We start from the raw sequence: 21,545 nt of genomic DNA, 5'->3' as shown, positions 1-21,545 counted from the left end.
GATATAGATGGGATTCAGTTGGAAAAATGTTATTAAATTAAGTGGTGCATATATAGCTTATTTAATTGGTTCTGGGTTTGCAACAGGTCAGGAAGTTATGCAATTTTTTGCGTCATATGGACCAGTAGGGATAGTTGGTGCATTGATTTCTGCAGTACTATTTTGCTTATTAGGTTCTATGATTATGGTTAAAGGTCACGAGTTGAAATTAAGTCAGCCTGGCGATATTTTTAAAGTTTATTGTGGTAACTTTTTCGGGAGAATTATAGAGTATTTCGCTTTATTATTCATATTTAGTATTGTGGTGATTATGATTTCTGGTACAGGGGCAGTTGTATCTGAACATTTCAAATTACCTTCTTCTGTAGGATTTTTAGGAATGGGCATACTAGCAATGATTACAGTTATTCTAGGATTAAATAAATTGATTGATATTATTGGTTTAATCGGTCCTGTCATCGTTGTATTAACTGTCTTTATATGTGGATATGTGTTTATTACACAAGTTGGTAACCTGCCATCATTTGATCATTTACCTCAAGCAGCTAAAGACTTACAACCGACTAGTCATTTTTGGCAATCGGCAATACTCTTCTTCTGTTATAACATGCTAGCAGGTACAGTATTTTTCACACAATTAGGTAGTGAAGCAAATAGTAAAAAAGAAGCGGTGGCTGCTGCAATTTGTGGAGGATCTGGTTTAATGTTAACGGTTATTATGATGGTTGTTGCGATGCTCGTTTATTATAATGATGTCATTAAATTAGAAGTGCCAGTATTGTATATAGGTGGTACAATCCATGCAATCGTTGCGCTCTTCTTCGCAATTTGTATTGTTTTAGGTATATTCTCAACAACCGCGCCAATGTATTGGCTCGTTAAAAATGAAGTGATGCGCTATATCAATAATAGATTTGATATCATCGTTACAATTGTATTAGGCATTATCTTTATACTAGGGGGTACATTGCCATTTGGTTCATTAGTTGCAACCATTTATCCATTTGTAGGATATGTAGGAATATTGATTACAGTCATCATTATTGCACATACAGCATTTAATAAATTTAAGAAGGCTTAATCATAAATAAAAAGGCTTTTGGGAACACATTCTTTTAAGTGAAATATCTCCGTATACATTTCAATTTACAACGTATTTGTTACAATAGTAAAGAACATGTATATAACTTATTTTAAATTATTTAGCGAATATATTATAAATTAATAAAGGAGTGATTCTTTTGAAGAAGCAACTGTTCTCTGGTCTTGTACTTATGTCGGTTGTGTTGTTGAGTGGTTGTACGATTAGTATTGGTGGAGATTCAAATGATGACAAGTCATCTGAAAATGCACAAAAGAGTGAATCACAGGATAATCAGTCTAATGGTTCAGAAAATAATAACTCGAATAAAGATGAATCTAATGATGGTAATCATCATGAATCCAATCAAGACAACAACACTTCTAACGAGAATACGAATAGAGATGAATATTATGCGAAAGTATGGTTAACGGCTTTACCGAGCTATCGAAATATGGATGAAAGTGAAATGAATGCAGATCTTCAATTTCATAATCTTGAGGGTGAGTATTTGAATCCATATAATAAAGCAAATACTGTGAAATATCCTAAAGGTATGTATCTTTTAGCAGGTTCACCTACTGCTGCTGGACAAGTTGTGTATAAGAATAATGGAGATGGTACGATTTCTATTTATAACGTACCTTCACATTTCCAAGATAGAAGATGGTTAGAAGATAATGAGTACTCTCAACAAGAGTCTGAAAAGATTTTAAATAATCCGAAAGTCGTTAAGCTTTATGATGCGTCTGATGAACAAATAGCAAAAACTGTGAAAATGTTTAATGGATCAACTTCTATGAATGATGGTTCTGATTCAGATGATGACAGTAGTTCTGAAAAAGTAACACGTGACAATGTTATTGATAAAGTAGAATCATATGAAGGTTCACTGTTAGATACAGATAAGTATACGTATAAAGAACCTGAGAAGACAGACGAAGGTAAATGGGGCTTCTCATTTGAAGATAAAGATGGCAATTTAGCAGGTTCTTATATTATAGATGATGATGGTAAAGTGACTGAGTATGATGAAAATGGAGAAGAAGTTGGTTCAGGATATTAATATATTGAAAGACCTTTGAGCTTATAAAGTTCAAAGGTCTATTTATTATACTAATAAATGTTTTTAAAGCTTGATGTAGCGTATAACTTCTGTTTAATTGTCCTTTATTGCAACTTATTGTACACTATATGTAAGCGCTTACTAAATACAAGTATTTTAATATAGTAAATATGAGGAGAATATATATGAAGGATAAAGTGATCATTGTAACGGGTGGTAGCAGTGGTATGGGTAAAGCGATGGCAACGAGATTTGCAGCAGATGGTGCAAAAGTTGTCATAACTGGACGCTCACTTGAAAGACTTGAAGAAGCGAAAAAGGATATGGAACAAGAAGAAGGACAAGTATTATGTATTGATATGGACGTACGTGATCCAGAACGTGTTCAGTATACTGTTGATGAAACAATTAAAACATTTGGTAAAATAGACGGATTAGTCAATAATGCAGCAGGAAATTTCATTTGTGCAGCAGAAGATTTATCGTATAACGGTTGGAATTCAGTTATAGATATTGTGTTAAATGGGACTTTCTATTGTTCGCAAGCAGTAGGTAAAGAATGGATTAAGAGTGGTCATAAAGGACGTATATTGAATATTGTAGCAACATATTCTTGGACAGCTGGTGCTGGTGTGATACATTCAGCAAGTGCCAAAGCAGGTGTACTTGCTATGACGAGAACATTAGCAGTTGAATGGGGAACTAAATACGGAATTACGGTTAATGCGATTGCACCTGGACCAATTGATAATACAGGTGGTGCTAAGAAGTTAACGTTATCTGAAGATGCCAGACAACAAACATTAGATAGTGTTCCTGTAGGTAGAATGGGTCAACCTGAAGAAATTGCAGGATTAGCAAGATTTCTATTCTCAGATGAAGCGGCTTATATCAATGGCGATTGTATCACAATGGATGGCGGTCAGTGGCTCAATCGAAATCCATTTTAATATTAAATAACCTTTCACCTCGATTATATTGTAGGTGAAAGGTTATTTTTTATACGATACTTAACATGCGTTCTAATGATTGTTTCGCAAAATGCGATGTTTCTTTATCTACTTTAATAATATTTGATCGATCTCCGGCAATGATTTTATCTAAGCACCATGCGAGATGAGGTAAGTCAATTCTATTCATAGTTAAGCATGAACACATAAGTGGATTAAGTGATTCAATTGTAATATCTGTATAAGTCTCTTTTAAACGTTGTACGAGGTTCATCTCAGTACCAATCACCCAATGAGAACCTTTCGCCGCATTTTTTATTTTGTCGATTATATATTTAGTTGAACCTGCATAGTCTGCCATTTGTACAATATCAAATTGACACTCTGGATGTACAATAACATTCACGTCTGGATCTTTTTTTCGCGCTTGTTCAATGTGAATGGGGTAGAACTTTTCATGAACAGAACAATGTCCCTTCCATAAGATGATTCTAATATCTTCATCACGACCGTCGAAGTCTAGTTTCTTTTGTATTGGATCCCAGACGGCCATTTCCTCAAGTTTAATACCTAATTTATAAGCTGTATTACGACCTAAATGTTGATCAGGTAAAAATAATATACGTTTATCTTGATCTAAAGCCCATTGAATCACGCTGTCAGCATTACCGCTTGTCACACAAGAACCACCATTTTCTCCGACGAATTTTTTGATCGCAGCAGTCGAGTTCACATAAGTAAGCGGGAGAATATTATCACCTAAACGATTCGTTAATATATCATAGCCATGGAGCGCTTGTTCAATATTTGCCATATCTGCCATAGAGCAACCTGCAGATAAATCAGGTAAGTAAATATCTTGATTATCATCAGTCAAGATGTCGGCAGTTTCAGCCATAAAATGCACACCATTAAAGACAAAATATTGAGCCTTTGTATTCTCTTTACAAATACGTGCAAGTTCAAGAGAATCTCCCATAATATCAGCAAATTGAGCAACTTCATTTTTTTGATAGTGATGCGTTGGCATAAATAAACGATCACCTAATGAAGCTTTAATGGATTTAATTTTGTCTTCAAGTTCTTGATGAGACATTTTAATGTACTTTTCAGGAATAGATTGGGCATTCTCAATTGTAAGATTAAACATTTATATAACCACCTTTGCAGAGATATCTAATGCATGTTGCTCATAAAATAACGAACCTATAGAAATATAATCGACACCCGTTTCAGCGTAATCGACGACATTTTTAATATTGATGTTACCGGATGCTTCAGTTTGTATATGTCCAGGCACTTTCGCGATATGTGCCTTTATCCATTCTGGTTTGCAATTATCAAACATAATGATATCCACATTGGATAAAATGGCTTCCTCTAAACTATGTTCATCTTCAATTTCTATTTCAATTTTATCCATTGGTCCGATATGTTGTTTAGCTTTAGCAACAAGTTCGCGAATCGATGGACTGAAACTGATATGGTTATCTTTTAACATTAATCCGTCATTAAGCGTTCGACGGTGATTATAGCCACCACCAATAAATACTGAATGTTTCTCGAACATACCTAATCCTGGCGTTGTCTTTCTCGTATCTACAATTTTGACGTTTGTATGCTGAACTTTTTGGACGATTTCATGTGTAGCTGTAGCGATACCGGACATTCTTTGAATTAAATTTAAAGTGATGCGTTCCATCGTCAGGAGTGTCGAAATGCTACCTTCAATAACAGCGAGCTTCTGACCCTTCTCTATGAATGTACCGTCTTGAACGAACAAAGTGGTGGTTATAGCATCATCAATCAGTTTGAAACTTTCTTGAATGATCATTTCACCACAAAATATGCCTTCTGATTTACTTAAAAGTGTTAATGTACCTTGTTGAGTGGCATCGAATAAGCTTGAAGATAAATCACCATAATGGTTATCTTCAAGGTAAAATTGTTTGAGTTTTTCTTGGACGTATAACTTGTTTAGCATGAATTGAATCCTCCATTAGTATTTCGATATCAGTATGTTGTAGTGTTGGTTCAGTATTTGGATAATCTAATCTGTAGTGGACACCGCGTGATTCTGAACGACTTAAAGCTGATATTGAGATCATTTCTAAAGTCTTTACTTCTATATATTTCTGCCAATCTGATTGAGTCCATTCAGCTAAAGTCATCGCATTGCTTAGACAATCTTGTATTGAATTTAAGTAAGCTGTGATGTCTGGACCATTACGCTCTATACCTAACACTTTAAAAGTTTGTTGACGAAGACCTTGTAAGTCTTCATCACTTATTTTAGGAATCAGTCGTTGCTCAGATTCACTAACATGAATATCTCTTATTTCAGATTGATGAATAGCTTCTCCACAAAGGTGTCCCATAACAAGTGCTTCAAGTAAGGAATTACTGGCTAGACGATTTGCGCCATGAAAATTCGTATTACTCGCTTCTCCTATAACGTAAAAATGTCTCAAGTTCGTTCGACCATAAATATCTGTTTTTACGCCACCCATTGTATAGTGAGCACCAGGTGTAATTGGAATGAGATGATGCGCATATTCATCTGGAAAATGTTCAATGACATTTTGATAAATCGTTGGAAATCTATTAGAAAATGCTTCAACCTGTTCAATATTGATAAAGCATTGATGACCAAGTTGTTGTTGCTGAAAGATGGCTCTACTTGTCACATCTCTAGGAGCGAGACTGCCTAAAGGATGCTTATCTTTCATAAAGTGATCCCCAAGGCTATTGACTAAAATACCACCATGACCTCTTACTGCTTCAGAAACTAAACCGTATGTTTGTCCGGGCTTACCGAGTAAAGTGGGATGAAATTGAATCATTTCCATATGTCTTAACGGAATGCCGTGATGATGCGCGATAACATGACCTGAACTTATTGAACTGGACGCACTGGAATGCGTAGGGAATAAATTGCTGTAACCACCTGTAGCCAAAATGACATCATGGGCTATGATATCAAGTTGTTGTCCATGTTTATCAAGTGCACGTACACCACAAACAGCATGTTCTGTATCTTTCAACAAATCGATTACTTCAGTTTCTTCATAAATCTTAATATGCTTGGATGATAATTGATTCATCAAATGGTGCGTTAAATATTTACCCGTTTGATCTCCACCAATATGTAATATGCGTGGTCGAGTGTGCGCACCTTCCATCGCGAAATCTAAATCTTGTTGATTTGTAACTGTATCAAAATTCAATCCATTTTGAATGAGTTGCTCGATATAACAATGACTATGTTGGATGATGGATTGTATGACATCAATATCTCCAAGTTCATTACCAGCTTTATATGTATCTACAATATGCGCATGGCCATTGTCATGTTCGTATTGAGAACAACAAATCCCGCCTTGAGCTAGTGAACTGTTATGTTGATTTAGTTTATCTTTCGTAATGCAATAAATTTCAGTTTGCTCATTAAATGACTGTATAGCTGCTAATGCAGCGATGCCAGAACCTACTACAATGACTTTTCTCAAAGTTTACACCTTACTTTACATATATGTTATCATTTTATATACAATATATTGACACAATGAAACGTAAATAACAAGAGGGGGATTATAATTGATTTATTTAGATAATGCATCAACTACGAGGATTGATAGCCAAGTGATGGATGTCTATCAAGATATACAGCGCGAAGCATATTACAATAGCGAAAGTTTACATATAGGTGGTATACATACTAGACAGTTATTGGATGAGTGTAAACAATTTATAAAGGATTACTTTTCAACAGATAAAGAAGTGATTTATACAAGAAGCGGTTCTCATGCAAATGAAATTGCGATACATAGTTTTTTGAAAGAGATGGAGGCCGGTAAAGTACTCGTTTCACCTTATGAACATCCCTCTATACATGCCGCTTTAGAAGTTTATCAAGATAAATTTGAAATGATTATGTTGCCTTTAGACAATAATGGAGAAATAGATTTAGAACATACGACTGACTTCATGACAGATGATGTCGTGCTCATCATTGCACAACATGTTAATTCTGAGACTGGATACATATTACCTGTTGAAGCATTGAGTCAAATTGCACAGGATTACAATATTCCAATGCATGTTGATGGCGTACAAGCAGTTCATAAATTAAATGATATTAATGTAAAATTGTTCAGTTCATACGCTTTTTCAGGACATAAGTTTCACGGTACAAAAGGTTCGGGTGTGTTAATGATGAATCATGAATATGTAAAGCCGTTAAATCAACATTATTTTCATGAAATGTATACACAAAATGGTACAATAGATTCACCAAGTATTATCGCGATGACAAAAGCATTATCAATAACACCTAGTATTGACGAGATGCATACTTTACAACAATACTTCATCGAACAATTAAGTGACTTATCATTTACACCTATTGTTTACAAAGCGCAAGCACCACATATTATTGCAGTATTAACACCGATATATGAAGGACAATATATTATGCAATATTTGTCGAATAGAAATATATGTGTTTCAACAGGCACTGCATGTGGTCATGGCGCATTGTTAAGTAGTGGTTTACAAGTTAAAATAGATTCAATACTTGAGAAAACGTATGACCAATATATACGTTTATCTATTGGAAAATTTACGACTAGAAATGACATAGATACTTGTTTGCACCATTTAAAAACAGCTATAAGAGGAGATCAGTGAAATGAATAACCCTTTTAAAAGAAGAGAACAAATTTTACAATTACTCGAATCTTCAGATGAACCGATTAGCGGTAAACAACTGAGTCAACAATTTGATGTTTCGAGACAGATTATTGTGAAAGATATTTCTATATTGAAATCACAAAATTATAATATTGATTCAACAAGTCGTGGTTATGTTGTTAATAATGTACAATGCGGTAAAAGATATAAACGTGTCATTGTTTGCCAACATGATAATGACCGAATGGAAGAAGAGTTAAAGCTTATATTGGATAACGGGGCAATGATTGATGATGTTGCAATTGATCATCCTGTATATGGCAGTATTAAAGCGGATTTAATGATTGAAACGTACGAAGACTTATCTAAATTTATAAGCGAAATGGAAAAGTTTGAAGGACAAATGTTAGCACATTTAACAGATAACCTTCATTTACATACAATTTCTGCACACACTGAAAAGATTTTAGACAATGCTGTAAGGGACTTGAAAGAACATCATTTTATTATAGAATAACTAACAATATACCTCCGTATAATTTTTCATAAAGTAAAATTATACGGAGGTAAATTATTTAGATATATTAAAAAGAAAAATTAGAATTTTTTGAATTCTTACTACTATTTTATGGGAATATGTATATAATGTATATAGATTAGATAGATAAGGGGGATTTTTTAAAGTGAATTTATTTATGAAAAAGTTATCAGTTGCTTCATTGAGTGCTCTAATTGCACTACCTGCATTTGCTACTCAAGCATCTGCAAATAGTGTCGCACCAAATGAAGACAGGTTACTCGAAACATTAGAAAAAGAAGGCGTCATTGAATCAACTGAAACACCTGAACAGAAAAATGAAAAAATCAGAGAGTATATGGATGGCAAAGGTGAACAATATCATCAAAAATACATACCGAATAAAGGACTTTTTGATAAGAAGTATAACAAGGGGAACAATGGTAAGCGTTTAGAACCATTAAATAAGAATCAAAAAGAAATGTATAAAAAGAAAAACAACGGTAAACGTGTTGATAATGTTGAAGAAGAAAAATATAAAGGTAAAGTACGACAAGATAAAGTGTTAGTATTAGCGATGGAATTTCCAGATTATCCACATAGTTCGATTACGAAAGATGAAACAGATATGTACTATGATGATTATCCAGTTTCGCATTTTCAAGATATGGTATTTGGAGAAAATGGCTATAAAGGTCCAAATGGCGAGAATTTAATGAGTATGAAACAGTATTACAAAAACCAATCTGGCGGTAGTTATGATATAGATGGAAAAGTGCATGGTTGGTATAAAGCTAAACACCCTGCAAGTTATTATGGTGGAAATGTGCCAGACGAGAGTGGCAGCGATGGTAAACCGAAAGAATTGATTAAAGAAGCGTTAGAACAAGCAGCGAAAGATCCAGATATTAATTTAAGCGATTATGACCAATGGGATCGTGATGATATTGATGGTGACGGTGTTTATGATGAGAAAGATGGTATCATTGATCACATTATGATTGTACATGCAGGACCTGGTGAAGAATCAGGTGGCGGTAAATTAGGAACAGATGCTATTTGGTCACATAGATGGTCACTTGATATTGATGATAAAGGTGAACCTTATACAATTCCAGGCACTGATTCTGGGCTTGATCAATTTGATGGGAAATTAGCAGCAATTGATTACACAGTTCAACCTGAAGATGGAGCAGCCGGTGTGTTCTCTCATGAATTTGGACACGATTTAGGATTACCAGATGAATATGATACCGAGTATTCAGGTAAAGGAGAACCTGTTTCATTCTGGTCTATTATGTCATCAGGTAGTTGGGCAGGTACTGTTCCAGGTACTGAACCGACTGGATTTGATCCATACATGAAAGAAATCCTTCAACAATTACATGGTGGTAATTGGCAAACAGGTAATGAAATCAATGCATCTGAATTTAAAGGTGAAACGTCAGAACTTATAGATGAAGCGTCTACTAAAGGAACAAACAATGATGCAATTAAAGTTAAACTCCCTGATAAATCCACATTAATTCAAAAGCCATTTCAAGGTAAGAAAGCATACTGGAGTGGCGCAGATGATGATTCACAATATTCAATGGAAACAGATTTAGATTTAAGTTCTGCTAAATCAAGTAAGTTAAAATTTAAGACTTGGTATGATATAGAACAAGGATTTGACTATGGTTATGTTCAAGTATCTACAGACGATGGTCAAAATTGGGAAAACGTAGCAGGTAATATTACGAACAATGATGATCCATCAGAGAGTGGTCAGAACCAAGGCAATGGTATTGATGGTCAGTCTGAAGGATATGTAAATGCTAAATTTGATTTATCAAAATACGATGGCAAAAAAGTGAAATTAAGATTCTTATATGTAACAGATAAATTTGAAACAAACCCAGGTTGGTTTGTCGATAAAGTTAGAGTAACTTCAGAAGATGGACAAAAAATCTTCAGTGATAATGCAGAAAATAAAGCGAAATTTGATTTACAAGGCTTTGAACAAAGTGATGGCAATAGATATGATGAGAACTACTATTTATTACAATGGAGAAACTTTACAGGACCAGATAAAGGATTACAACACATTAAACGCGGTGGCGGAACAATGTCTTACAACAAAGGTTTAACAGTTTGGTACGTTGATAAGAGTTTCTCAGATAACAACGTAAGTTCACACCAAGGACAAGGTTTCATAAGCGTTGTAGATGCTGACCAAAATGCATTGAATTGGAAGAAAAAAGGTGTAGCTGATGATCCAGCAACAACACAATTCCAAATTAGAGACGCAGCATTCAGTTTAGATCACCAACCTAAATTAAAATTGAAAAACGAAGACGGCTATAAACTTCATGATAATAAAACGAAGAAAAATCCTGTATTCGATGATAGTCAAGATTACTCAAACCAAGGACAAAAAGATGCAGGTGTATTATTACCGAATCATGGCCTGAAATTTGAAGTGTCAGCCAAAAGTAAAGATAACTCAGTCGGTAAAGTGAAAATTACAAAATAAATATGAATCTTATGACAGGAACGCCAATGGGTGTTCCTGTTTTTTTGAAAATTAATCAATTACTTTACGAGGCGTCCTGTTTAATTTTCATTTAACGTAAATATAACCTATAATAAAGATGAATTTAATCTAATGAAAAGGGTGATTATTGTGGATGTAAGATTTCCGATTGGAGAATTAGAATTACCTGAAAAAGTAACAATGAATGATATTAATCAGTGGTTAGATGAGATTGGTAACTACGCAAATCGATTAAGAAAAGTTGTTGATGGATTAAACGACGAAGCATTAAAGAAAAAGTATAGAGAAGGTAGTTGGACAGTTAGACAGCTTGTCCATCATATAGCCGATTCTCAATTGAATATGTATCAACGTTTGAAGATTGCTTTAACCGATGATAGAAAGCCGACAATAGTTGGATTTGATCAAGAAAAATGGATTGAATTACCAGATAATGAATTACCTATCGAATGTTCTCTTAGAATGTTAGAAGGTATAAACGAACGGATTGTTGCAGTAGGACGAAGTTTGTCTGAAGAACAGCTGAAACGCGCATTCATTCATGAAGATAATGGTGAAACAACAGTAGCTTTTAAAATCGCGAAATTATCATGGCATGAAGAACATCATTTAGCACATATTAAATTAGCTTTAAATAATTAATCACATTACCGCCCAAATAATATTTGGGCGGTTTTTTATATAAAATACAATAGTGTTTAGATTTTTTTATCAAACATATTAAAGTGGAATAATCTTATTATAAGTTACATTTAATTCCATAATTGGTGTATTATTGTAAGTAGATATACAATTATGGGGGGATTTGTTGTGGAATTTGTAAATTTGGAAGTTGAGGAATTTGATTTATTTGTGAAGGGGCATTTTTCGCATTATACGCAATCGGCTGAACAATATAATTATCGAAATCTTACAAATGCCGACTGTCATTTAGTTGGGGTAAAAGACAGTCAGCAAAATATCATTGCTGCATGTTTATTAACAGAAGCACAGTCTTTAAAGTTCTTTAAATATTTCTATAGTCATAGAGGTCCGGTAATGGATTATAACAATATAGAGCTTGTTAATTTTTTCTTTGAGAATTTAACTAAATATTTAAGAAAAAGAAATTGTTTATTTGTACTTGTAGATCCATATGTTATTGAGAATATTAGAAATCATAGTGGAGAAATTTTGAAGTCGAATAATAATCGGGCTTTGATTCATAATTTGGATAAACTCGGTTACAAGCATGAAGGATATAGCATAGGTTATTCAGATAAACGACAAATTAGGTGGATTTCGGTATTAGATCTTAAAAATAAATCTCTAGATGACGTCTTAAATGATATGGAATATAAGACAAGACGAAATATTAAGAAGACTGAAGAGATGGGTGTGAAAGTACGAGAGTTACCAGTTTCAGAAGTGAGTTTATTTTACAGTTTATTTCAAATGGCAGAAGAAAAACACGGCTTTTCTTTTAGAGATGAAGCGTATTTCAAAAAAATGCTAGAAATGTACAAAGGTAAATCATGTATAAAGCTTGCTTATATAGACTTGAATGATTATATTAGTAATTTGATTTTTGAGAAAGAAAAATTAAATATAGAAAGAACAAGTATCGAAGAAGCTTTAAAAGAAAGTCCAAATTCTAAAAAGAATAAGACGAGAAAGCAAGAAAATGAGAAAAAGCTAAATAGTATTGAAGGAAAAATAAAAGAAAGCGAAATTTTAAGAGGTATAGAAGGTGACATACTTAATTTAGCAGCAGCACTCTATATTTATAATGACCATGAAGTGTACTATTTATCTAGCGGATCTAATCCTAAATTTAATAGATTTATGGGAGCATACAAACTTCAATGGGAAATGATTAAATTTGCTAAAGAACACCATATAGACCGTTATAACTTTTATGGTATTACGGGTGATTTTACAGAAAACGCAGAAGATGCGGGTGTTATTAAATTCAAAAGTGGATTTAATGGGCATGTAGAAGAATTAATTGGTGATTTTATTAAGCCTATCCGACCAGTATTTTATAAATTATATAAACTTTTGAATAGATCGTAAAATCTAGCAAAGAAGCCGTCCAAAAATTGGACGGTTTTTTTGTATATTAGAATAAGGTTATTAATATTCTGAAAATTTTTAAAATAGTCTATTGCGAATATTTATAAAAACGCTTACAATTATAAAATACAATAGAGGGGGTACTACAACATGAATTTGGCAATACTTGGATTTATAATGGTTATCATTTTTATGATTCTCATTATGAGCAAAAAGATGTCAGCTTTAGCAGCATTAATTATAGTGCCAACAGTTTTCGGACTGATTGGGGGATTCTATTCTAAATTAGGCGAATATATGGTGGATGGACTTTTAACAGTGGCACCAACGGGTATTATGCTCGTATTCGCAATTTTATACTTTGGGGTTATGATTGACGCAGGATTATTTAATCCTGTTATTGAAGCAATTATGAAAGCTGTTAAAGGTGATCCAGTTAAGATTACAATTGGAACAGTTGCTTTAGCATCACTAGTTGCGTTAGATGGAGATGGCACGACAACGTTTATTATTACTGTTACGGCTATGCTTCCTCTATATAAGAAAATGGGCATGAATTTATACATATTATCAACGTTAGCATTGCTATCTATTGGTGTTATGAATATGACGCCATGGGGTGGTCCAACTGCAAGAGCGATTTCTTCTCTACAGTTAACGACTGAAGAAGTATTTACACCGATTATTCCAGTAATGATAGCTGGTATATTATTCGCTGTATTTGCAGCTTACGTATTAGGTGTTAAAGAAAGAAGAAGAGTCGGTATTAAAAATCATTTAAGTTTAACACTTGATGAAATGCATAATTCTAACGGTACAGATGAAGATGAAAAAGCATTATTAAGACCAAAAATTGTTATTGTTAATGCACTTTTAACTATATTATTACTAATCGCATTGATTACAGGTTTCTTACCAATTCCAGTATTATTCATGATTGGTTTTGCGACTGCATTACTAATCAATTATCCAAGTCTTGAAGTGCAATCTGAATTAATTAAACGTCATGCAGGGAATGTATTAGCAGTTGTAGGTTTAGTGTTTGCTTCTGGAATTTTCACAGGGGTTATGAATGGTACAGAAATGGTAGATGAGATGGCAAAAGCATTAGTAAATGTTATTCCTGAATCAATGGGTAATCATTTCGCACTTATTACCGCAATATTAAGTATGCCATTCACATACTTTATGGCTAATGATCCATTTTATTATGGTATTTTGCCAATCTTAGCAGAATCTGCCCAACAATTCGGAGTAGCAAAAGCTGAAATGGCAAGAGCTTCAATACTCGGACAACCATTACACGTATTAAGTCCACTATACGCTGCCGGTTATTTATTAGTAGGTATGTTAGGCATAGATTATGGTACAAACCAAAAAGTTGTTATGAAATGGGCAATAGGTTCCTCAGTATTTATGATATTTGTTGCTGGGATAATAGGCGTTATTTCGTTTTAATAGAATGATCTAAGATTGAACAAACTCAGAAATCTAATTTATGGATTTCTGAGTTTGTTTATGGAATAAAGTATAAATATTCATACATTTAATATAAAAATTTTGCTATGATATATAAATAAAGAAATAATAAAATCTTAATATATAATTGTTTAAAACGAGGGATGGTTTATATGTTATACGGTAAAGATTTTGTTAATACACATAGCAAAGAATTTTCAAAAATTCTTGAAACAGAAATTAAAAATTTGCTGAAACCGGATGAGATATTATTATCTTTAACATTCTCAAGTAATAAGCATTCGTATTATGTAACATTGCTCAATACAGAATCACATCAATGGATTACATTTCGTATTAGTGATCATAAAAGAAAAGGGACACTTAAGTCACTTTATAGCGTTTATTATGATCGCTATAGAGATGTGGAAAGTATGATGAATAGCATCAAACAATATTTAAAAAGTGCGGCTTGGACTTATTTTAGTTATCATCATTATTTTGTACTAAAATCAGTTAGATCTATACCACATCATAGAAGTAAAATATTAGTCAAAATTCCTAAAGGAGATTATAAGCACTTTAAACATAAAGTAACATTTGAACAAGAAATTAATGAAGGAAAAATTTTTATCGAAGTAAAAGATATAGATAAATATACACAGAAAATTTTAAGGTCACTTTATGTACAAAATTTACTTGCAAGTGAATTATATGAGCATACGAGAAAGTCAGTTGTATATGTACGAAATTCCGGGATAAAGCTATTAGAGAGATTTGATTCATTATATTATCAGAAGTATGAAGATGATTTTTCAGAAACATTATATGAAAATTTTAAAGTACCTGAGAAACTTAATATTCAAAGTGATAAAGACAATGAAATACTACTGCAAATGGAGAATATTAAAGCATTTAGTCAGTATTACGTATATGGACTACTGGATAATGAACAAAATGCGCTTTTATACATAGGGTATCACCAAGGAAATTTGACTGCACAGGATATTGATAAGATTCCTATCATCAATAGTCACAAACAATCAAAGGCATATATCGAAAATTCATCGTATATCACACCAGTCGTATTTATGACGGATATAACAGAAAGAGAAGCACAAATCACTGTAAAGACAATGCTCAATCAATATACAGTATTTAGTCCAGTCAATTATGGAGGGGTTGTATCCTATAATCAAATGTATAATTATACAAATGGATTTCAAGTGGACAACGATGAAATTAATGCAAAAATATATGGAGATTTCAATACAATCCAACATCATACAGATATTCAATATATTGATATTAATGAACTAGGGCACTATAACATACTCATTGTAAAGTTGCGCATAGATAGTAAAGAAAATAACATACCAGCATCATTAACGTATTCAACAACTTCAAAAACTATAAAAAAAGAAATCGTTACACGATTAGAAATCAGTGAAAAAGTAGCTAAAAAAGTCAATTATATTATCGGCATACATCCTTGTGATGGCAGAGTCGTTGCGGTATATAAAGTAAATAAAAATAAAAAAAGATATATGAAATTTAAAAACGATTCAGGCAAGTATAAATATATGTTTAACTTTTTTGCCATTACAGAGAAAGTTTCAACCATTAATAATATTAAACTGGTCAAAACGACAAATACTGTACTCACGAATTATCAATTTGTAGATCAAAACGGGAAAATGAAGCGGAGTAAACGAAAAGTAGTTTTTGTTTAAAATAATGAGAATTAATACGTAATGACTTTAATTTTAATAGAAAACATCTTATATCACTTTATAAAATGCTTTGAATTTACAGTTTTTATAGTGTATATTGAAGATAATTATTTTAAACTTCAAGAGGTGATAATATGATTTCTATTAATTCTAATTTATTGGATTCAATTGTAAAAGGTATTGTTGCAGGATATAAGGATTATATTGAGGTTAGAAAAGAGAAAGAAAATGAAATGTATATTAGTGATGCTTATGCTCATGTAAAGTCTAATCATATTGAGGATCAAGTATATAGACATATAACAGAAGAAGATGAAGATGAATCTAATAAGGATTAAGGAATAGGTGAAACGAATGTTTATAGGTAGCAATCTTGAGTGTGTGCGAACACTTAATGGTTATAGCCGGAAAGAACTTGCTGAAAAGGTTAGTGTAAGTGAGCAAGCTATATGGCAATATGAAGTGAAAAATATGATGCCTGAAATTAATAAGATATATGAATTGTCAAACTTATTTAATGTACAAACAAGTTATTTTATAAGTGATCAACCTAAGATACTTAAGGAAAAATCTGTTGAAAAACAAACGATTGCGTTCAGAGCTGTAAGCTATAAGGTATCTACTAAGTTATTAAACAAACAACATTATCAGGCTAATTATGTATCGAATTTAACCAATTATTTACTAGCATATGTTAAATCACCATTAATGGAAATAAAAGCATTAATTGATGAGTTGGATGACTTGATAGAATCATTAGAGGATTTAGATCGTATTAAAATTATAAAAAAATGTGCAAGTATAAGTAGGGAAAAATTATTAGGAAATTATAGTAATAATCATTTATTATTTAATTTAGAAAAATCAGGCATCATGATATTTGAAAAAAATATTGATAATGATGCAGATGCATTTAGTTTTTGGTCAAATCGCGAAATACCATATATTATATTAGGTAATAATAAAGGCATAGCTGTAAGAAGGAATTTTGATATAGCGCATGAACTATGTCATATACTTTTACACAGACATATTCAGTTTGATAATTTGTCACAAGCGGAGTATAAACAATTAGAAAATGAAGCTAATATCTTTGCAGCTGAGTTCTTATTACCAGAAGCTGAGTTTATAGAGGATTTTAATAAGCTTACTAAAAAATCTAATCCAGATCATATGAAAATATTAAAAGAAAAGTGGTTTGTTTCGATACAATCTATAGAATTGAGAGCTTATTATTTAGGATTATTGACTGAAACTCAAAATAGATATTTTTGGGAATCTGTAAATAAAAAGGGTTATAGACGAAAAGAGCCACTTGATGAGGAAATCAAGTTACCTAAACCAGTTAAAATAAATAGTTTATTAAATTTTTACTTTAAAGAGAAGGTTATGACACCAGAATTTTTATTAAATGACTTAAAAGTAAGTCCAAAATTTTTAAATGAAATCGCAAATATAGATACACGACTCATTGATAAATATATGGACGCAGAATCAGATCAAGAACGTAATGTCATCTCGCATTTATTTAAATAATAAATAGGAGTTAAAAAAATATTTATTTACAAATTATGGAATGATGCATATAATAAATGCATAACATAATTTCCATAGGCATCACCAAACCCCCTTACTACGTGACTAGTAAGGGGGTTTATTTAGTGATGTTTAATTATACTAATGCTTTAAAGTTTTCTAAGCGGTTTGCTTTTTCTTCTTCGCTAATGTTGTGTGCTTTTACGTAACGGTTTCTTTCGTGTGATGCACATTCGTGTGAGCATGCACCAAGATATTTGTGTTCGTTCTCTTCTGTAACTAAGAATTGACGGTTACATTCTGGGTTACTACAGTTAATGTATCTTTCACATGGTGTGCCGTCGAACCATTCTTTACCGACTACTGTTTTTTCAACTTGGTTTACGTCTACGCTAATTCTTTCATCGAATACGTACATTTTACCGTCCCAGAATTCACCTTTAGTTTCTGGATCTTTACCGTAAGTTGCGATTCCGCCTTCTAATTGGCTAACATCTTCGAAACCTTCTTTTAATAAGAAGCCTGAGAATTTTTCGCAACGGATACCACCTGTGCAATAAGTGACAATTTTCTTATCCATAAATTGTTCTTTATTCTCTTTAATCCAGTCTGGTAAATCTCTGAATCTTGTAATATCTGGACGAATTGCACCGCGGAAGTGTCCTAAGTCATATTCGTAATCATTTCTTGCATCAATGACGATTGTATCTTCTTCTAATAAAGCTTCTCTAAATTCTTTTGGTGATAAGTAGTTACCAGTTAATTCTCTAGGATCTACATCTTCTTCTAAGTCTAATGCTACGATTTCTGGTCTTGGACGCACGTGCATTTTTTTGAAAGTATGTCCTTCTGCTTCGTCGATTTTGAATGTAATGCCTTCAAATCTTTCGTCTGCTTTCATTTGTTCCATGTATTTATCTGTGTCAGCTTTCGTACCTGAAAGTGTACCGTTAATACCTTCAGTTGCTACTAAAATACGTCCTTTAAGTTCAAGGTCTTTACAAAATTCTAAATGCTCTGCTGCAAAAGTTTCGGGGTCAGTAATTGTTGTATATTTATAAAACAATAGTACTCTATAATCCATTTTCTTATCTCCTCTAATTCTCTTTTTTTATTTATATGATATGTCAATTTGAATGTATCTAGTTGATATGGAACAATTTTGATATGAATGCACATTTTTATCCTCATTATATTGTATCAAAAAAGTTGCATTTTTCAATTGTTTGATTTTGTAAAATAATATGAAATCGTTTTTATCTATCATTTAATGTGAGTTCGAGGTGGAAATGGAGTTATGTTGACTGTTATTTTTTGAGAAAGTTAAATTTGTAATTCGCCTTCTTTAATTTCTTTCGCGTAATTACCGAAATGGTTGTCTAATTTATCTAAAGTTGAAATGAAACTTGTAAATTCATCATCAGGTATTATTTTTAGTAAGTGATCTAAATTGCTAATACATATGTTGTTTAATTCTTTAATTTTTTCACGACCAACTTCTGTTATAAATACATGAATCTTTCTATTGTCTTCCTTGTCCATTTTCTTTTCTACGAAGCCTTCTTTAATTTGACCATTTAACAAACGACTTAAATTCCCTTTATCCATGTCTTGAGACTCAGCAAGTCCAGCTAATGTCATACCTTCATTTTCACTAATAAAATACAATAAGTTCAGGTAATTTAATGAGTAACCATTGTTATTAGCAACATGTCCACATAGAAATTTAAAATTAGTATTTAATCGTAAAAGCTTAGTTTTAAAATCTTGTAATAACTCTTGTCTCTCTATATTTTCCATATTGTATTCCTCCATTAAATTAATTTATGCATTAAGATTTTATCAAACTTTGATTAAATAAAAAAGTAAAATTTCTCAAATTGTATGGTAATGTTTAGTTGTTATGTACAATTAATTGTTTTTAAGTATTAATGTTATTCAAAAACAAAAAGAAGTTGAAAGGGAATTTAATCATTCCCAAATTCAACTTCTGATATTATTATTTCCAGCCTTTATGATTTCTGTACTTATGAAAAGCTGAAACATCGATATTTTGTTTTTCTGCCGTTTTAATAACTTGTCCTACATTTTTAAAGCCTAATAATTTAAAATAATCAATAAGTTGCTGTTTAGTTAAAGCGTCAGTATTTTTATTAAGTAGAACAGCTAAATCTTGATCAGTATGGAAAGGTAAGCGCGTATCATCATGAAGCGTTAATCCATTTTGAGAATGTGTTTTAGCATCAGCATGATGAGAATCAGTAACACTAACCGCACCAAAACCTAGAATAACAGCAGATAAAGTAACAGGAATTAATTTTTTGAATTTCATATATAACCATCTCCAATCATTTGATAAGTTGATTATAATATATAAATTTCAAAAAAATAGGCAGTTAAAAGTTATTTAATGATAGTTAAGAATGAGTTAAGAATTAGGGGAGAATAAATCCTTCTCCATTAATTTTGTTAAGTCACCATCGTTATTTATTTCTACGCCGGTATCTACAAAGCCTAATTTAATATATAGCTCATATGCAATTTGATTTGGAATATCTACTAAGAGTGCAATGTGTTTTATATGTGGCATATGTTCTAATAAGTAATGATTGAGTTGTTGCAAGCTTTGTTTTGCATAGCCTTGTCTTAAATAGCGTTTATCTGTTGATAATGATCTTACAAAAATTGTGGATTCATCTGGTGTTGAAAAGTACTTTGTAAATTCGCTATGTTCATGCAAGACGAAGAATACAGCCAGTTTGTCATCTTCTGATAATCCCAATATGCAATGTCTATTTTTATTTTGTGCTGCCAGTTCAATATTTTCTTTCGGTGTTTTTGTAAACTGAAGTTGTGAATGATCCATTTGATATGACTGCACTTTATTATAATAATTGTCGTTATATGCAATTAATTTCATAGTAAACCTCCAATTTGATTTCTAAATTAAAATAACTCTTTTATGTCTGTTAAATTATTGTTTGTATTTTATCATAATTTAAATAACCTTTTTCAAAAGAAAACAAAGTTTAAATTGACATTTTTTTACAATGTGTAATAATAAATTTAAAATTCTAGTGGGGGATAAGATATGTCGGAGTTGAAAGGGATACCAGAATCTATGCTAATACCGATTGCTGTTAAGGCAAAAGAGACTTTAAGTGATATGCCAATTATTAATGATCCTTTATCTGTTAAAATAATAAAAGAAATAGACAATCCTGTGCTTGATACATATGTGGATTGGCTAACGCAGCTTGGTATTAGTATTAGGACAGAAATTTTAGATGAAATTGTGATTAATTTTATTAAAGATTCTAATCATCCATTTATTATCAATATTGGATGCGGGCTAGATACGCGTCTCAGTCGCTTGAAATTGAACAAGATACCATGGATTGATATTGATGTACCTGAAAGTATAAATCTTAGAAGACGATTTTTTAATGAAACATATTTTTATAAAATGATTAATAAGTCTATGTTTGATTATACTTGGATTGATGATGTTAAACGTAATGTACATTTTAAAGAAGATAGTGATATTTTAATAATATTTGAAGGTGTGTTAATGTATTTTGAGAAAGTAGAAGTTGAAGCTTTGTATAAAGAGATTGCTCAGTCATTTGATAAGCATCATTTAGTAATTGCTTCTGAATTTTGTTCAAAGTTTATGACTAAACATACAAATAATCATCCATCTGTCTCTAAACTTTCTAGTAAACCATTATTTAAGTTTGGTTATAATAATGTCGCAGAGTTAAAAGATATTTTGCCAGGAAGTTGGAAAGTGGTTAAAGAGTATAATTACTTTGATAGATATTCACATAGATGGCGCTATTTGAAATGGTTTAAGTATATAGTCTATCTTAAAAATCGATTTAATAATAGAATTGTAATAATCAAAAACACTTAATATAA

20 protein-coding genes are annotated in these 21,545 nt (G+C 31.9%); 13 read left to right on the top strand and 7 right to left on the bottom strand.

Features of this window, described 5'->3' with window-relative positions; genetic code table 11:
- The first annotated feature begins 7 nt into the window (after positions 1–7).
- The 3 genes from LQ617_RS05305 to fadH all read left to right on the top strand — a co-directional run bounded on the left by LQ617_RS05305 (position 8) and on the right by fadH (position 3,097).
- Positions 8–1,081: a YkvI family membrane protein gene (locus LQ617_RS05305; RefSeq protein ID WP_239739818.1), complete on the top strand. Its 1,074-nt coding sequence runs from the start codon at positions 8–10 to the stop codon at positions 1,079–1,081.
- A gap of 160 nt (positions 1,082–1,241) precedes the next feature.
- Positions 1,242–2,147, top strand: coding sequence for a hypothetical protein (locus LQ617_RS05300; RefSeq protein WP_481816969.1), 906 nt, complete (start codon positions 1,242–1,244; stop codon positions 2,145–2,147).
- 185 nt (positions 2,148–2,332) lie between these two features.
- Positions 2,333–3,097, top strand: coding sequence for a 2,4-dienoyl-CoA reductase (gene fadH / locus LQ617_RS05295; protein WP_037589179.1), 765 nt, complete (start codon positions 2,333–2,335; stop codon positions 3,095–3,097).
- Positions 3,098–3,146: 49 nt separating this feature from the next.
- Here fadH and nadA read toward each other — a convergent pair whose 3' ends face one another.
- From nadA to LQ617_RS05280, 3 genes are read right to left on the bottom strand one after another with little or no spacing between them, the layout of a single operon-like run.
- Positions 3,147–4,247, bottom strand: a complete 1,101-nt coding sequence (nadA, locus tag LQ617_RS05290) for a quinolinate synthase NadA (protein ID WP_037589180.1) — start codon at positions 4,245–4,247, stop codon at positions 3,147–3,149.
- On the bottom strand, positions 4,248–5,081 hold the full coding sequence (gene nadC / locus LQ617_RS05285; RefSeq protein WP_037589181.1) for a carboxylating nicotinate-nucleotide diphosphorylase: 834 nt from the start codon (positions 5,079–5,081) through the stop codon (positions 4,248–4,250). It abuts the gene before it with no gap.
- Positions 5,032–6,606: an L-aspartate oxidase gene (locus LQ617_RS05280; protein WP_239739816.1), complete on the bottom strand. Its 1,575-nt coding sequence runs from the start codon at positions 6,604–6,606 to the stop codon at positions 5,032–5,034. The genes nadC and LQ617_RS05280 overlap by 50 nt, the downstream gene beginning before the upstream one ends.
- 88 nt (positions 6,607–6,694) lie before the next feature.
- On the opposite strand from LQ617_RS05280, the gene LQ617_RS05275 reads away from it, so the two are divergent.
- The 9 genes from LQ617_RS05275 (at position 6,695) to LQ617_RS05235 (ending at position 17,624) form a co-directional block, all read left to right on the top strand.
- A complete protein-coding gene (locus tag LQ617_RS05275) occupies positions 6,695–7,786 on the top strand; it encodes a cysteine desulfurase family protein (RefSeq protein WP_239739815.1) in 1,092 nt (363 codons plus the stop codon).
- 1 nt (position 7,787) lies between these two features.
- A complete protein-coding gene (locus LQ617_RS05270) occupies positions 7,788–8,306 on the top strand; it encodes a transcription repressor NadR (RefSeq protein WP_037589185.1) in 519 nt (172 codons plus the stop codon).
- A 178-nt stretch (positions 8,307–8,484) separates the two neighbouring features.
- A complete protein-coding gene (locus tag LQ617_RS05265) occupies positions 8,485–10,821 on the top strand; it encodes an immune inhibitor A domain-containing protein (RefSeq protein ID WP_239739982.1) in 2,337 nt (778 codons plus the stop codon).
- A gap of 150 nt (positions 10,822–10,971) precedes the next feature.
- Positions 10,972–11,484 carry a YfiT family bacillithiol transferase gene (locus tag LQ617_RS05260; RefSeq protein ID WP_058612126.1) on the top strand — a complete coding sequence of 171 codons (513 nt, stop codon included), beginning with the start codon at positions 10,972–10,974 and terminating at the stop codon, positions 11,482–11,484.
- Between the two features lie 168 nt (positions 11,485–11,652).
- Positions 11,653–12,897 (top strand): aminoacyltransferase, encoded by a 1,245-nt coding sequence (locus LQ617_RS05255; RefSeq protein WP_126476564.1) that lies wholly within the window; start codon positions 11,653–11,655, stop codon positions 12,895–12,897.
- 150 nt (positions 12,898–13,047) lie between these two features.
- On the top strand, positions 13,048–14,355 hold the full coding sequence (locus LQ617_RS05250) for a CitMHS family transporter (protein ID WP_037589187.1): 1,308 nt from the start codon (positions 13,048–13,050) through the stop codon (positions 14,353–14,355).
- 164 nt (positions 14,356–14,519) lie between these two features.
- Complete coding sequence (locus tag LQ617_RS05245; protein WP_239739814.1) at positions 14,520–16,088, top strand: hypothetical protein; 1,569 nt, start codon at positions 14,520–14,522, stop codon at positions 16,086–16,088.
- Positions 16,089–16,222: 134 nt separating this feature from the next.
- On the top strand, positions 16,223–16,426 hold the full coding sequence (locus tag LQ617_RS05240; protein WP_239739813.1) for a hypothetical protein: 204 nt from the start codon (positions 16,223–16,225) through the stop codon (positions 16,424–16,426).
- Between the two features lie 16 nt (positions 16,427–16,442).
- On the top strand, positions 16,443–17,624 hold the full coding sequence (locus tag LQ617_RS05235) for a spr1629 family repressor/antitoxin (RefSeq protein ID WP_037589191.1): 1,182 nt from the start codon (positions 16,443–16,445) through the stop codon (positions 17,622–17,624).
- Between the two features lie 136 nt (positions 17,625–17,760).
- On the opposite strand, the gene trhO is transcribed toward LQ617_RS05235, so the two are convergent.
- The 4 genes from trhO to LQ617_RS05215 all read right to left on the bottom strand — a co-directional run bounded on the left by trhO (position 17,761) and on the right by LQ617_RS05215 (position 20,544).
- The gene (gene trhO, locus LQ617_RS05230; RefSeq protein WP_037589192.1) at positions 17,761–18,708 is read right to left on the bottom strand and encodes an oxygen-dependent tRNA uridine(34) hydroxylase TrhO; all 948 of its coding nucleotides are present in this window, start codon (positions 18,706–18,708) and stop codon (positions 17,761–17,763) included.
- Between the two features lie 239 nt (positions 18,709–18,947).
- On the bottom strand, positions 18,948–19,424 hold the full coding sequence (locus LQ617_RS05225; RefSeq protein WP_037589193.1) for a MarR family winged helix-turn-helix transcriptional regulator: 477 nt from the start codon (positions 19,422–19,424) through the stop codon (positions 18,948–18,950).
- A 199-nt stretch (positions 19,425–19,623) separates the two neighbouring features.
- Positions 19,624–19,956, bottom strand: coding sequence for an SPIN family peroxidase inhibitor (spn, locus tag LQ617_RS05220; protein WP_204258699.1), 333 nt, complete (start codon positions 19,954–19,956; stop codon positions 19,624–19,626).
- 96 nt (positions 19,957–20,052) lie between these two features.
- Positions 20,053–20,544 carry a GNAT family N-acetyltransferase gene (locus LQ617_RS05215; protein ID WP_204253224.1) on the bottom strand — a complete coding sequence of 164 codons (492 nt, stop codon included), beginning with the start codon at positions 20,542–20,544 and terminating at the stop codon, positions 20,053–20,055.
- A 171-nt stretch (positions 20,545–20,715) separates the two neighbouring features.
- On the opposite strand from LQ617_RS05215, the gene LQ617_RS05210 reads away from it, so the two are divergent.
- Positions 20,716–21,540: a class I SAM-dependent methyltransferase gene (locus LQ617_RS05210; RefSeq protein WP_239739812.1), complete on the top strand. Its 825-nt coding sequence runs from the start codon at positions 20,716–20,718 to the stop codon at positions 21,538–21,540.
- Positions 21,541–21,545 lie beyond the last annotated feature (5 nt).

The sequence above is a fragment of the Mammaliicoccus sp. P-M59 genome (assembly GCF_022386135.1).
Classification (GTDB): Bacteria; Bacillota; Bacilli; order Staphylococcales; family Staphylococcaceae; genus Mammaliicoccus; species Mammaliicoccus sciuri_A.
This window is presented reverse-complemented; position numbering and strand designations above follow the sequence as displayed.

Coding starts and splice junctions, on each gene's coding strand:
- LQ617_RS05305 (WP_239739818.1), top strand. CDS start 8: ATGGGATTCAGTTGGAAAAATGTTATTAAATTAAGTGGTGCATATATA.
- fadH (WP_037589179.1), top strand. CDS start 2,333: ATGAAGGATAAAGTGATCATTGTAACGGGTGGTAGCAGTGGTATGGGT.
- nadA (WP_037589180.1), bottom strand. CDS start 4,247: ATGTTTAATCTTACAATTGAGAATGCCCAATCTATTCCTGAAAAGTAC.
- nadC (WP_037589181.1), bottom strand. CDS start 5,081: ATGCTAAACAAGTTATACGTCCAAGAAAAACTCAAACAATTTTACCTT.
- LQ617_RS05270 (WP_037589185.1), top strand. CDS start 7,788: ATGAATAACCCTTTTAAAAGAAGAGAACAAATTTTACAATTACTCGAA.
- LQ617_RS05265 (WP_239739982.1), top strand. CDS start 8,485: ATGAAAAAGTTATCAGTTGCTTCATTGAGTGCTCTAATTGCACTACCT.
- LQ617_RS05250 (WP_037589187.1), top strand. CDS start 13,048: ATGAATTTGGCAATACTTGGATTTATAATGGTTATCATTTTTATGATT.
- LQ617_RS05245 (WP_239739814.1), top strand. CDS start 14,520: ATGGTTTATATGTTATACGGTAAAGATTTTGTTAATACACATAGCAAA.
- LQ617_RS05240 (WP_239739813.1), top strand. CDS start 16,223: ATGATTTCTATTAATTCTAATTTATTGGATTCAATTGTAAAAGGTATT.
- LQ617_RS05235 (WP_037589191.1), top strand. CDS start 16,443: ATGTTTATAGGTAGCAATCTTGAGTGTGTGCGAACACTTAATGGTTAT.
- trhO (WP_037589192.1), bottom strand. CDS start 18,708: ATGGATTATAGAGTACTATTGTTTTATAAATATACAACAATTACTGAC.
- LQ617_RS05225 (WP_037589193.1), bottom strand. CDS start 19,424: ATGGAAAATATAGAGAGACAAGAGTTATTACAAGATTTTAAAACTAAG.
- spn (WP_204258699.1), bottom strand. CDS start 19,956: ATGAAATTCAAAAAATTAATTCCTGTTACTTTATCTGCTGTTATTCTA.
- LQ617_RS05215 (WP_204253224.1), bottom strand. CDS start 20,544: ATGAAATTAATTGCATATAACGACAATTATTATAATAAAGTGCAGTCA.
- LQ617_RS05210 (WP_239739812.1), top strand. CDS start 20,716: ATGTCGGAGTTGAAAGGGATACCAGAATCTATGCTAATACCGATTGCT.